The sequence below is a fragment of the uncultured Campylobacter sp. genome, assembly GCF_938017775.1.
GTDB lineage: Bacteria > Campylobacterota > Campylobacteria > Campylobacterales > Campylobacteraceae > Campylobacter_B.
This window is the reverse complement of the sequence record NZ_CALIIU010000021.1, coordinates 20,429-33,152: the sequence shown is the minus strand read 5'-3', so window position 1 is coordinate 33,152 and position 12,724 is coordinate 20,429. Positions and strand designations below refer to the sequence as shown.

Annotated in this window: 10 protein-coding genes and 1 pseudogene; 10 read left to right on the top strand and 1 reads right to left on the bottom strand. The window is 51.0% G+C overall.

Annotation, left to right across the window (positions count from 1 at the left end):
- From Q0537_RS03660 to Q0537_RS03615, 10 genes and pseudogenes are all read left to right on the top strand, one after another.
- Complete coding sequence (locus Q0537_RS03660; protein ID WP_299225184.1) at positions 1–2,709, top strand: NADH-quinone oxidoreductase subunit G; 2,709 nt, start codon at positions 1–3, stop codon at positions 2,707–2,709.
- On the top strand, positions 2,706–3,701 hold the full coding sequence (nuoH, locus tag Q0537_RS03655) for an NADH-quinone oxidoreductase subunit NuoH (protein WP_299225183.1): 996 nt from the start codon (positions 2,706–2,708) through the stop codon (positions 3,699–3,701). Before Q0537_RS03660 ends, nuoH begins: the two co-directional genes overlap by 4 nt.
- A gap of 10 nt (positions 3,702–3,711) precedes the next feature.
- A pseudogene (nuoI, locus tag Q0537_RS03650) lies at positions 3,712–4,296 on the top strand (NADH-quinone oxidoreductase subunit NuoI); the annotation flags it as partial.
- A gap of 656 nt (positions 4,297–4,952) precedes the next feature.
- Positions 4,953–5,480 (top strand): NADH-quinone oxidoreductase subunit J, encoded by a 528-nt coding sequence (locus Q0537_RS03645; protein WP_299225182.1) that lies wholly within the window; start codon positions 4,953–4,955, stop codon positions 5,478–5,480.
- 1 nt (position 5,481) lies between these two features.
- On the top strand, positions 5,482–5,805 hold the full coding sequence (gene nuoK, locus Q0537_RS03640; RefSeq protein WP_299225181.1) for an NADH-quinone oxidoreductase subunit NuoK: 324 nt from the start codon (positions 5,482–5,484) through the stop codon (positions 5,803–5,805).
- A complete protein-coding gene (gene nuoL / locus Q0537_RS03635) occupies positions 5,798–7,645 on the top strand; it encodes an NADH-quinone oxidoreductase subunit L (RefSeq protein WP_299225180.1) in 1,848 nt (615 codons plus the stop codon). Before nuoK ends, nuoL begins: the two co-directional genes overlap by 8 nt.
- Before the next feature lie 7 nt (positions 7,646–7,652).
- Positions 7,653–9,182, top strand: a complete 1,530-nt coding sequence (locus Q0537_RS03630) for an NADH-quinone oxidoreductase subunit M (RefSeq protein ID WP_299225179.1) — start codon at positions 7,653–7,655, stop codon at positions 9,180–9,182.
- Positions 9,172–10,947 (top strand): NADH-quinone oxidoreductase subunit N, encoded by a 1,776-nt coding sequence (locus tag Q0537_RS03625; RefSeq protein WP_299225178.1) that lies wholly within the window; start codon positions 9,172–9,174, stop codon positions 10,945–10,947. Before Q0537_RS03630 ends, Q0537_RS03625 begins: the two co-directional genes overlap by 11 nt.
- Before the next feature lie 54 nt (positions 10,948–11,001).
- Positions 11,002–11,253, top strand: coding sequence for a hypothetical protein (locus tag Q0537_RS03620; RefSeq protein ID WP_299225176.1), 252 nt, complete (start codon positions 11,002–11,004; stop codon positions 11,251–11,253).
- Complete coding sequence (locus Q0537_RS03615) at positions 11,214–11,546, top strand: hypothetical protein (RefSeq protein WP_299225174.1); 333 nt, start codon at positions 11,214–11,216, stop codon at positions 11,544–11,546. The genes Q0537_RS03620 and Q0537_RS03615 overlap by 40 nt, the downstream gene beginning before the upstream one ends.
- Before the next feature lie 204 nt (positions 11,547–11,750).
- On the opposite strand, the gene miaA is transcribed toward Q0537_RS03615, so the two are convergent.
- On the bottom strand, positions 11,751–12,656 hold the full coding sequence (gene miaA, locus Q0537_RS03610; RefSeq protein WP_299225172.1) for a tRNA (adenosine(37)-N6)-dimethylallyltransferase MiaA: 906 nt from the start codon (positions 12,654–12,656) through the stop codon (positions 11,751–11,753).
- Positions 12,657–12,724 lie beyond the last annotated feature (68 nt).

Below are 12,724 nucleotides of genomic sequence, written 5' to 3'. Positions count from 1 at the left end.
ATGGCAAAGATCACGATCGACGGTAAAGTTTGCGAGTGCGACGAGGGCGAGTATATCTTGCAGGTCGCGCGTCGCTGCGGCGTTTTTATCCCCGCGCTTTGTTATCTAAGCGGCGGTACGCCGACGCTCGCATGCAGGCTTTGTATGGTCGAAGCGGACGGCAAGCGCGTCTATAGCTGCAACGCCAAGGCCAAGGACGGCATGGTCGTTTACAGCCGCAGCCCCGAGATCGACGCCGAGCGCGAGGCGATCACGCAGGTTTATTGCATCAACCATCCGATGGCGTGCGGGGTTTGCGATCAAAGCGGCGAGTGCGAGCTTCAAAATTTAGCCCATCTGATGCGCACAAATGCTCAAAGCTACGCTATCCGCGATACGGCGCGCGAGGTGCAGGATTGGGGTTATTTGAGCTATGATCCTAGTCTTTGCATCGTTTGCGAGCGCTGTATCACCGCCGCGAAAGACCGCCTGGGCATAGATGCGTTTAAGCTCGTTCCGCGCGGCGGAGACGCGCCGAGTAAGGAGCAAAAGGACGCGATGCCAAAAGACGCCTACGCCGTGTGGAATAAGCTGCAAAAAAGCCTAATCGCGCGGGTAAATGAAAATGACGATTGCGTAAACTATGGCGAGAGCGCGGCGGTCTGCCCGACTGGAGCTCTGGTAGAGCGCGCGTTTAAATACGTTTCAAACGCCTGGGAGCTGCGCCAAATCCCCGCTTCCAATCCGCACAGCAGCGACTGCGAACTGCTTTATTACGAGGTGAAGCGCCGCGGCATAGGCGAGCCGCGTGAAAAAATTTATCGCGTTAGCAGCGACATAAATTTTAGCGTTCTGCATGCAGGAGCGCGCTTCGGCTGGGATTTCTCAAACGAGCGGGCGAGCAAAAACGAAGCGGTTTTTAGCCGTATCGTGCGCGGCATCGAGGACGGCGAGATCAAAAATATTAAATTTAATAGTTTCATCACCAATGAAGAAGCCCGGATTTTAGAGCTTTTGCGGCAAAAATTTAAACTCGCTCTGATCAACGACGAAGCGCTTGCCTATCAAAAATTCCTGCGCGAATTTTCAAAGCTTAGCGGCACGAAATTTTATAATGCGGATTCGCAGACTATTAAAAATAGCGATTTCATCGTAGTTTGCGGCACATTTTTGCGCAGTGACGCTCCAAATCTGGGCTATGCGGTAAATAGTGCCTGTAAGATAAATAAGGCAAGCGGGATCTATTTTCATCCGTTTTGCGACGAGGGCATTAAAGGTTTTGGCAAAAATTTCATCCATCAGCCGCACGCCGCGGGCTTGGAAGCACAGATCCTGCTTTGGATCTTGCAAAAGTTCGGGCGCGATCTGCCTGAGTGGCTGGATGCGAAACTCGCGGCGGAATTTGAAATTTCGCGCGCCGCGACGAAGGAAAATTTAGACGATAAACCCGCAGATTCGCAAAATCCTGAGAATTCTGCGGAGGCAAATGGCTCTGGGAATGTTGCGAGTGTGAGCGGTGCCGAAAATTCCGCAAGCGCGGACGGCAACGCAAAAAATTCCGCAAAAAATTCCGCGCAGAATTCCGAAAATCCTGCGGAAAGTAAAATTTCAAATTTTGCCCGCGCGCTCGGGCTGGATGAGCAGAAAGTAGATGAGCTTTTGGCTAAAAAGGAGCGTTTTTCGCTTATCATCGGCGAGGATTTTATCCGCACGCCAAATAGCGCCATGCTTGCGCGTCTAGCGGGCTTGGTGCAGCGCTACACGCCATTTAAAGTACTAGTGGTGCCGCCGCGCACGAATAGCCTTGGCGTCGCGCTCATCTGTGAACTTAGCGCGCAAATGAGCGCGGGCGAGACATTAGGCTACAACGAAGCGGGCGATATTAGCTTCGGCGTGCTGGAAGCCGATCTGGACGCGCCTAGCTTGGTGCAGCAGGAGGGCACATTCACGAACTACGACAAGCGCGTAGTGCCTACGAATGCGGCGCTTGATTATGGCGGATATGAGCTAAACGACATCGCCTGTGCGCTGGGAGTTTGCGCGGAACACGCGATCAGCTATACGTCAAACTTGGGCGCAGATTTTGAGCAGGTTAAATTTGACGATTTAGAAAATTTTTATGACAACGGCGGCGCAAACCACCGCGGATATGAGCTGCGAAATGAGAAGTTCGCCGCTAGCGAGGAGGAGTTTGAAATTTCGCCTTCCGCGCCGCTTAGAGCAGGCGAGGGCGAAATTTTAATCTATGAGGCAAATCCGCTGCATCAATTCAATAAATTTAGCGGCGCAAGCAGCGCTCTGGGCGAAGCGGGCGCACTGTATCTAAGCCCCGGCATCGCCGAAGCTCTGGGCTTAAGCGCAGGTGACGTCGTTAAAATTTACCAAGCAGACGATGCGGGGCATAATGAAAAAACTAGCGATGTACGTAAAGCTAGCGCTACTGATAAAGAAAGCGACAAGGACGGCGCTAGCCATGCAAAAAAAGCGGATCGTGCAAGCGGTACTCATAAAGCCGATGCCGCCGGTAATGAAAATAGCGAAAGCGGCGCAGAGGGGCTCGTAAGCTTAAAGCGCGAAATCGTCGCTAGCGTAAAGATCGATCCAGGCTTTAGCGGGGCCTATCTGCCGTATTTTGATGAGAAACTGCGCGGCGAGATATTTTTCAAAACCTCGCGCTACGCAAGGGCGAAAATCGAGAAAATTTCAAATTCCAAAGGAGAGGGCAGATGAGCGATAGTGTATTTTATTTCGTAGCCACCGTCTTAAAGGCGCTCGTGATTTTAGCCGTCATCGCGCTGCTCTCGGGGCTTGCGACCTACGCCGAGCGCAAAGTGCTTGCCTTTATGCAGCGCAGGATCGGGCCTTCTATGGTCGGACCTGTTGGGCTTTTGCAAGTGGGTGCGGATATGATAAAGCTTTTTACCAAAGAGGACGCGATACCTACGCGGGCGAATAAGCTTCTTTTTAAAATCGCGCCAATAATATCGGCTACGGGCGCTTTCGTGGCGCTTTCGGTAGTGCCGCTGCTGCCGGAGTTTACGATCGGCGGGCGAACCATCCAGCCGATTTTAAGCGATATAAATGTGGGAATTTTATTTTTGCTCGGAGCTAGCGGTACCTGCGTTTATGGACTGCTGATTGGAGGGCTTGCGAGCTACAATAAATGGGGCACGATAGGCGCATTTCGTGCGTTTTTGCAGATCACCTGCTTTGAGGTGATCAACGGCCTTAGCCTGATCCCTATCGTGATGATCACGGGCTCGCTCTCGCTTATAGACATCGTAAGCGCGCAAAGCGGCGGCATAGATAAGTGGTTTATCTGGAAAGAGCCCGTCTGCTTCGCGCTCTTTCTTATCGCCGCCTTTGTAGAGTGCAACCGCACGCCGCTATGCCTCACCGAAAACGAAACCGAGATCGTAGCGGGCGCGGGTACGGCGTATTCGGGCATGCGCTGGGGTATGTTTTTTATCGGCGAATACGCCAATATCATAACCTACTCAGTCGTTACGACGCTACTGTTTTTGGGCGGATTTAACGCGTTTTGGTTTATCCCTGGCGGCGTCATGATGGTATTAAAATCAAGCCTCGTGTTTTTCTGCTTCTTATGGGCGCGCGCGGCGTGGCCGCACCTGCGCCCCGATCAGCTGATGGGGCTTTGCTGGAAAGTCTGCATGCCGTTAGCTCTTGCTTGCGTGCTAATTACCGCGCTAGCGATCGTTTAAGGAGGGTACGATGGCAAGATACGCCCAGATCGATAAACGAGCCCCTATTAACTCAGGCGGCGATAAGTTTCGTAGATTTCTAACCCGCACCTTTCGCGGCGAGCTTTTCGTGGGACTGTGGGTCGTTTTGCGAAATATGTTTAAGCGCGGCGGCTCGCATACGCTTCGATATCCTATGGAAAAATTTGTCATGCCGCCTAGATATCGCGGCGTGCACAAGCTTATGCGCCTGCTTGAAAGCGGCAGTGAGCGCTGCATCGGATGCGGCTTGTGCGAGAAGATCTGCGTTGCAAACTGCATCGCGATGGAGACCAGCCTCGGCAGCGATGGCCGCAAAAAGGTAGATAACTACTCGATAAATTTAGGGCGCTGCGTCTATTGCGGGCTTTGCGCGGACGTCTGCCCCGAGATCGCTATCGTGCACGGCTGCGAATATGAGCTTGCGAGCGAACAGCGCGCGTATTACGGATTTAAAGAGGATCTTTTAATTCGCGGCGAAAATTTATGCCTAAACGGCGCGGCGCAGGAGTTTGCGGGCTATGGCAGCCTGGATGAAAACGCGGGCGCGCGGATCAAGATGACGCCGAATGCCTATATAAAAAGCGACGCCGCAAGCGACGAGCCAAGCTTAAAGAGCGCGGGTTCAAATTTAAAAAGCAGCGCCGTGGAAAGCTCCAAAAAAGAAGGCGCCGCTAGCGATAAAATTCTATTTTCAGGCGCGGGCTTAAGCGGCGAAATTTTAGCCGAGCGGCAAGACGTCGGGCGGGCAAGCTTAAAGGAAAACTCCGCCGCGGACGCCGAAAATTCTAAAGAAAATTCCGTTACGGACGCTCAAAATTCCGCGCCTGATTCGCAGCGAAATTCTAAAGGAAATTCTACCTCGCAAAGCACCGGCGATTCCGCTACGGATAGTATAAATTTGGCGGAGAATTCTAAAGAAAATTTTGCTCCGCAGAGCGCCGAAGATTCCGCCGCTCAAAGTAAAAATTTTAAAGAGAATTCGGTTGCGCCGCACGTCGAGAATTCCACGGGCGGTCTTGCTACGAACGACGATTCTTCGGAGAATTCTAAAGAAAATTTCGTTCCGCAAGACGCGGGGAATTCTGCGATGCGAGGTAAAAAATCTAAGGCAAATTTCAAAAAGAATTCCGCCGCGGACGCTGAAAATTCTATGCTTGATTCGGCGCGAAATTCCAAAGAAAATTCTGCCTCGCAATGCGCAGAAGATTCCGCCGCGCAGGGGGAGGAGCAATGATACAAACGCTTGCATTTTATTTTTTCAGCGCGGTTTGCCTGGCACTTTTCGGCATCAGCGTTTTTAGCAAAAACGTCCTTTACGCCCTTAGCGCGCTGGCCGGCGGCATGGTCTTTATGAGCGGATTTTTCTTTTTGCTGGATGCGGAGTTTTTGGGCGTAGTGCAGATCATAGTCTACGCTGGCGCCGTGATCGTGCTTTACGGCTTCGCGCTGATGTTTTTGGGCGCAGATAAAAACGTAAGCGAGCCGAAAAAGGGTGCAAGGCTATTTTTCGCACTTAGCGGCGTGATCGTATTTTTGCTCGTGATTATCGTGCTCGGCGCGGTGGTCGCAAACAACGTAGAAACGCTTAAAATTTTAAACACCGACGATACCGAGGCGCTTGGGATGATTATTTTTACGAAATATCTGGCGATTTTCGAGCTTGCCGCCGTGATGCTGCTCGTGGCGATGATCTGCGCTATCGTGCTTGCGCATAAGCAGATGGACGCGAGCCTAAGCTACGAAGAGAGCGAGGGGTAAAATGGCTCTAAATCACTATCTGATCGTCGCTGCGATGATGTTTGGGCTCGGGCTTGCGGGTATGATGAAGCGAAGAAATTTGATAATGCTCTTTTTTTCGAGCGAAATTTTATTAAACGCCGCAAATTTAGCCCTCGTTGCCGTGGCGAAATTTTACGACAACATAAACGGCGAAATTTTTGCGCTTTTCATCGTAGCGATAGCCGCGAGCGAGATGGCCGTGGGGCTTGGACTGCTCATCTTGTGGTATAAGAAAACGGGCAGCATCGAACTTGACAGCTTCGTAAATTTTAAAAATCCTTCTAAGGACGGGCCGGATGCTTGATACCGTTTTTGTATGGCTCTTAATCGCTCTTTTCGCACCGCTTGCCTCGGCGATCTTCGCAGGCGTTTTCATTCGCGCCAAAGATAAGATGTTTATTGGCGTAATCTGCTCGGCGCTGGTGGTTTTAAGCACTATCGCGTCGCTTGCTTTGATGGAGCTCGTCTCCGATAACCGCCTAATCAGCGTAAATTTAGCCGATTTCATAAGCACGGGATTTTTGGATGCAAAATTTAGCTTTCTCATAGATAGCGTAAGTGCGGTGATGATGGTGGTCGTAGGCATCGTTTCCAGCGTAGTGCACGTGTATTCGATCTACTATATGTGGGATGATGAAAACTTCGCTAAATTTTTCAGCTTCCTGGGGCTTTTCGTTTTTTCGATGCTAGTTTTGGTAACAAGCGATAATTTTTTAGGACTTTTCATCGGCTGGGAGGGGGTCGGACTCTGCTCGTGGCTGTTAATAGGCTTTTGGTACGATAGGAGCAACTACAGCTGGTGCGCCAACGAAGCTTTCATAATGAACCGCATCGCAGATCTTGGGATGTTGCTTGGAATTTTTCTGATCTATTTAAATTTCGGCTCGTTGCGCTACGAGGTGGTATTTGCGAACGCAGCGAGCTTGGAGCCTGAAATTTTAACCCTGATCGCAGCGCTTTTATTTATCGGCGCGATGGGCAAAAGCGCGCAGTTTCCGTTCCATACCTGGCTGGCTGATGCGATGGCGGGTCCTACGCCCGTGTCCGCGCTCATTCACGCAGCGACGATGGTTACGGCGGGCGTTTATCTGGTAATCCGCGCAAACGCGATTTTCGCGCTCGCGCCAGAAGTAAGCGGCTTCATCGTCTGCTTGGGCGCTTTCGTGGCGGTCTTTGCGGCGTCGATGGCGCTGGTTCATAACGATCTTAAAAAGATCATCGCCTATTCCACGCTTTCGCAGCTTGGCTATATGTTCGTAGCTGCGGGGCTCGGGGCGTATTGGATCGCGCTGTTTCATCTGGCGACGCATGCGTTTTTCAAGGCACTTCTATTTTTGGGCGCGGGCAACGTAATGCACGCGATGAAAGACGATCTAAATATCCAAAATATGGGCGGATTATATAAGTTTATGCGACCGACGGCGATTTTAATGTGCATAGGCTCGCTCGCGCTTTGCGGATTTTATCCGTTCGCGGGCTTTTTCTCAAAAGATAAAATTTTAGAAGCGGCGTGGAGCGCGGACGCGTATTTTATCTGGGCGCTGCTGTTTGCGGGCGCTGCGATGACGACGTTTTACAGCGTGCGTCTGATAATGCTCGTGTTTTTCGGCAAGCAAAATTTTACCCACCATCCGCACGAGGCGAAAGGCTTTGCCCTCATCGCGATGGGCGTGCTAGCCGTGCCTGCGGTGATCGCAGGCTTTTTCGAGCACGATTTTGCTGAGTTCGTGCTTAGCATACTTCCGGGATTTAAAATTTCGATCCCGCACGGCGTGGAGGTAATTTTGATCGCCCTAACGCTAGCGATGATAAGCGCGGTGGCGATCGGCACGATTTGGACATATGGCAAGGGCAAATTTAGCCAAAATTTAAAGAGTTGCAAATTTTATAAAATTTTGATCGCGCAGTATTTTATCCCGCAAATTTACGAGCGCGTGATCGTGCGCGTATACGCTAAGCTTAGCGAGATCTGCGCTAAATGCGACGGCGCGATCATAGACGCCAGCGTCGATCTGATCGCTCGCACCGCGGTAAAAAGCGGCGAAGGTGCGGATCGCGCAAGCAATAGCGGAGATTTGAGCGCAAATTTAAGGTGGATGGTTTTGGGATCTTTCATTTTGCTGATTTTGGCGTTTGCGCTGTGAGGTGGGCATGGAATACTTTTTAAGTTTGGTTATATTTTTTCCTGCGGTAGCTGCGGTTTTGGGCTTTTTGATCGACGAAGCGAGCATTAAGACCTACGCCGTTACGATGAGCTTTATAGAGTTCGTGCTTTCGCTCGTTTTGTGGATACTCTACGAGCCGGTGGACGGTATCGCGTTTAGCGTGCTGCACCCTTTCATAAGCGAATACGGCATCAACTACTTCATCGGCGTGGACGGAATTTCGCTGTTTTTAGTGATCCTAAGCACGCTGGTTACCTTTTTGGCGCTGCTTAGCCTAAGCATTAAAGAGCGCGCCAAAAATTTAATCATCTGCATTCTGTTTTTAGAGATGACGATGGTGGGCGTTTTTGTGGCGCTGGATGCGATTTTGTTTTACATCTTTTGGGAGCTTTCGCTTATTCCGATGCTCTACATAATCGGCGCATGGGGCAGCGGCAAGAGAATTTACGCCGCGGTGAAATTTTTCATCTACACCTTCCTGGGTTCGATGTTTCTACTCGTAGGACTCGTAGCGATGAGCTATTTCTACCACGAGGCTACGGGGGAGTATAGCTTTAATATCCTAAACTGGCAGAGCTTGTCGCTACCGCTTAGCACGCAAATTCCTCTATTTCTGGCATTTTCGGTCGCTTTTGCGATCAAGACGCCTTGCTTTCCTTTTCATACCTGGCTTCCGTACGCGCACGGGCAGGCCCCTACGATAGGCTCGGTTCTGCTTGCCGCGGTGCTTCTTAAGATGGGTACCTACGGCTTTGTGCGATTTTCGCTGCCGCTATTTCCCGACGCGAGCGTGCATTTTAGCGGGATGATGTGCGCCATAGCGATCGTTATGATCATCTATGCAAGCTTCATCGCCTTTGCGCAAAAGGACATCAAACAGGTAATCGCGTATAGCTCGATCGCGCATATGGGCGTCATAATGCTAGGAATTTTTTCAATGAGCCGCGAAGGAATGAGCGGTGCGGTATTTTTGATGATCAGCCACGGCATCGTAAGCGGCGGGCTCTTTATGCTCGTAGGCTTTTTATACGACCGCAGGCACACGAAGCTTTTTAGCGAGTTCGGCGGGCTTGCGCGGGTAATGCCGCTTTATGCGTTTTGTTTTTGCGTCGTGCTGTTAGGCTCGATAGGTCTTCCGCTTACGATCGGCTTCGTGGGAGAATTCCTAAGCCTTGCGGGGATTTTTAAAATAAGCTTTAGCTACGCGCTCTTGGGTGGACTCGGCATCATAATGGGTGCGATCTATTCGATGAATCTTTATAAAAAGACCTTCTTCGGCGCGCTCGTACATGAGGAGAATAAAAAGTTAAGCGATCTAAACAGAACCGAGCTTTGCTCTATCATCCCGATCTGCGTGCTGGTAGTGGTGCTTGGCGTAGCGCCGAATTTGATGCTAAAAAGCATCGAGCCTAGTGTGACGCAAAGCCTTGAGCTGATGTTTAACAAAGCCTCTCAGACCGCGACTCGCGCCTATATGGAAAAAGCAAATTTTAAGGTAAGAAGCGATGCAAAATAATCTTTTAAATTTAGCCTCGATCGCGCCTATGGCGATACTCGGAGGATTTGCCCTGCTGATGCTTGCGGTTTCGCTTTTTGCGCGCATGCTATCGTATAAATTTTACGCCGTCATCACGATACTGGCGCTAGCTTTGGGCTTCGGGCTCGTTTTTGGATACAACAGCGGCATACGCGGGCTTTTCGACGTGATGCTGGTGGACGGAATCGCGACGCTATCGATGCTTATCATGCTCGCAGGCTCGATATTTTTCATCTTTCTGTCTTTGGGCGCAAGAAGCGCGCACGAGTACCACACGGCGGAGTTTTTCGTGCTGTTTTTATTCGTGCTCGTGGGCTATGAGTTTATGGTCGCGAGCGAAAGCTTAATGATGATCCTCGTTGGGCTTGAGACGGGCTCGTTGGCGCTTTATACGCTAATCGCGCTTCACAACCGCGCCAGATCGGTCGAAGCGGCGCTAAAATACTTCATAATGGGCGCGCTGGGATCGGGCTTTTTCGCATTCGGCGCGGCGATGTTTTTTCTATCGACCGGCTCTATGGAAATTTCAAATATCGCGCAGATCGCTAAGAGTTCAAATTTACAAACCAACGTCCTGCTTTTCGCCGCTTGCTCATTTATGATCGTCTCGATAGGATTTAAGCTCTCGCTGATCCCGTTTCACACCTGGACGCCCGACGTTTACGAGGGTGCGAGCTCGGCTATGGCGGGCTTTTTGTCCGTCGTGCCCAAGATCGCGGGCTTTGTCGTAGCGATCAGGCTGTTTGAAGCGCTGGGAAGTATCGGCGTGCAGTGGCTAAACATCGTGCTCTATGCCGTAGCGGTGGCTACGATGAGCCTAGCAAACCTCATGGCTCTCGTGCAGCGCGACATCAAGCGGATGCTTGCTTTCAGCTCCGTTTCGCACGCGGGCTTCGTGCTCTGCGCGATCGTGATCGGCTCGACGCAGGCAAACGCCGCACTTTTTACCTACTGGATCCTATATGCCGTGGCGAACCTCGGTGCGTTTGCGTTCATCTGGTGCGTGCGGCAAAGGCGCGCACGCTCGTTAAATTTAAAATTTAAAACCCAAAACTCCGCTTTAAATTTAAACGCAAACGGCGAGAGCTCTATCTCAAATGCAAGGCCCACTTTTTCGCAAAATCGCGAGCCGAGCTTTGCCGGCAAGTTAAATTTAGGCGCGAACGGACAAATTTCAGCCTGCGCCGAGTGGAGCGTTAAAGCGAGCGAGCAAAATTCTAAAGCAAGCGGGCCAAATTTGAAAGCGATCGAGCCCGGCGCGGAAGCGAGCCTTTTCGGCACTGAAACTTGCGAGCCAGGCGCCGAAATTTGCGCGCAAAGCTCCAAGTTCGCGGTTCGCTTCGAGCATCCGTTTGAGAAATTTGACGGGCTGATCCGCACCCATCCGCTCTTTGCGCTATGTGCGGCGATTTTTATGCTCTCGCTTGCAGGCATTCCGCCGTTTAGCGTGTTTTGGGGCAAGATGTATCTGCTAAGCGCCGCGGTCAATTCTGGCTACTTCGCCCTCGCCGTCATCATGGCGGTAAATAGCGCGCTCGCCCTGTATTACTATCTGCGCCTCATCGTGCGTATGTTTTTGCACGAGCCGCGAGAGGACGCGGAGCTTGACGGCTCGCTGAGCGCGGTCTCGGTGCAGATAAAATTTGCCGTCGTGCTAGCTAGCGTGGCGTGCGTGCTGGCGCCGTTTTTGGTGAAATTCCTAACTGGCGCGGTAAATAATTTCGTCTTTTTAAGCGGGCATTGAGCTAAAATTTTAAGCGCGAATTGAACCCATCGCGCTTTGCCAACAAGGAGAGATATGTTTTTGGGCGAGCTAAGTGCTGACGGCTACGGTTTTGCGCTGCTTGATGTGCGCGATTTGAGTGAGTTTTTAAAGGAGCGAAAATGCAGAGTAAAAAAGCTTCTAAGCTACTGGGACGCGCATAAGCAGCTGTTTTATGACGCCGTAAAGGGCCTAAAGCTTTACCCTTCTACCCGCTTACGGTGCGCAGCTATGAGATCTTCGTTTGCATGGACGAGGAGTTTGCGCTGCCTGCGGGCTACGAAGTAGCTTTCAAGCGCGATAAGCTGTATTTCGCCCCGCAAAGCGGCTCCGCGATCCTAGCGAGCTTCGATGCTTTGCAATATCGTTTCGATAAGCTAAAAAGCGGCGAACTCGAGCTAGGCTATGAGTGCCAAAGCGGCGCTGCGGGCAAGATACGAAAATTTAATTCCACGCTCAAGCTCGGCTTGCAAAGCGGCACTTACGAGCTTTGCGTCGTTGGGCTAAAAAACAGCTCGCAGCACCCCGAGAAATACGGTTACGTCTTTATTTTCAAGCGCAATGCAAGCGCGGAAAATTAAAATTTTGATAGGCTTGATAACGATAAATTTAGCTTTGATATTTGCGAAGGCGATTAAATTTGACCGAAATTCTGCGTCACGCAAGGCCTCGGCGCGCCCCGCAAAATTTTAAAGATACGACCGGCGCGGTAAATTTAAATCTAAATTTTACTTCCTTGTCTCACTTTTTTCTAGCAAGCGCACAAATTTTGATAAATTTTGATTTTAAATCTCGCGGCGGAGGAGCTTTAAAATTTCACGCTCCAGCTCTTGCGGCGACGCCGAAATTTTATCTGCGAACTGCGAGCGGTTGAAAGTGCGTTGGCGCTTTGCGAGCTGTACCGTGTGCAGGCTCACGAGCTGCTCGCACTGCGCCCGCGAGATCTGTCCGCGCAAAAGCTGCCCGCACTCCTTTAGCCCGATGCAGCCTAGCGCCCTGCACTCTGCGCCGTAGCGGGCGAATAAAAACTCCGCTTCCCCCAAAAGCCCGCGCTCAAACATCGCTTTCGTGCGCGCCTCGATACGCTGCGCAAGCCACTGCTTAGGCGCGTCGATCTCAAAAATTTTAATATCCGAAATTACGGGCGGAGCAGTCTTTTCGCGCAGAAATTTACTCGGCGCTTCGCTGCAAAATTTATAGATGCTTAGCCATTTTTTTAACCGAAAGCCGTCCGCCGCGCTAAGCTTTGCGGCAAATTCCGGATCGATCTGCTGGGCTAGAGCGTAAATTTCATCGTTTGAAATTTCACTTTTAAAATCGGGAACCTTCGGCGCCAGCCCGCTTAGCATCGCCTTTAGATAAAACCCGCTGCCGCCCGTGATTATCAAAGGCGCGCCGCTACGATCTGCAAAAGCCCGCGCGGCTGCGTATTCTTTGATAAACTCGCCGACACTAAAGTATTCGTTTGGATAGATTAAATTTACGCCGAAGTGCCTGATCTCGCGCAGCTGCTCCTCGCTTGGCTTGGCGCTTGCGATGTTGATCTGCCGATAAATGCAGAGCGAATCGAGGCTCAAAATCACGGCGTCCATTTCGCGCGCGATACTTAGTGCAAGATCGCTTTTGCCGCTTGCGGTGGTGCCGATGATCGCGATCTGCGGGCTTGCGTGCGAGTTTTGATTTTGGTTCAAGGCGTTTCCTTTCGTAAATTTTTCGTTCAAATTATATCAAATTTAGAGCTATTCTTACTTTTTTTTGA

Excerpts from the sequence above, each read along its gene's own strand:
- Q0537_RS03615 (WP_299225174.1), top strand. The coding sequence starts at position 11,214 with ATGGACGAGGAGTTTGCGCTGCCTGCGGGCTACGAAGTAGCTTTCAAG.
- nuoK (WP_299225181.1), top strand. The coding sequence starts at position 5,482 with ATGGCTCTAAATCACTATCTGATCGTCGCTGCGATGATGTTTGGGCTC.
- Q0537_RS03620 (WP_299225176.1), top strand. The coding sequence starts at position 11,002 with ATGTTTTTGGGCGAGCTAAGTGCTGACGGCTACGGTTTTGCGCTGCTT.
- nuoL (WP_299225180.1), top strand. The coding sequence starts at position 5,798 with ATGCTTGATACCGTTTTTGTATGGCTCTTAATCGCTCTTTTCGCACCG.
- Q0537_RS03630 (WP_299225179.1), top strand. The coding sequence starts at position 7,653 with ATGGAATACTTTTTAAGTTTGGTTATATTTTTTCCTGCGGTAGCTGCG.
- Q0537_RS03660 (WP_299225184.1), top strand. The coding sequence starts at position 1 with ATGGCAAAGATCACGATCGACGGTAAAGTTTGCGAGTGCGACGAGGGC.
- Q0537_RS03645 (WP_299225182.1), top strand. The coding sequence starts at position 4,953 with ATGATACAAACGCTTGCATTTTATTTTTTCAGCGCGGTTTGCCTGGCA.
- nuoH (WP_299225183.1), top strand. The coding sequence starts at position 2,706 with ATGAGCGATAGTGTATTTTATTTCGTAGCCACCGTCTTAAAGGCGCTC.
- Q0537_RS03625 (WP_299225178.1), top strand. The coding sequence starts at position 9,172 with ATGCAAAATAATCTTTTAAATTTAGCCTCGATCGCGCCTATGGCGATA.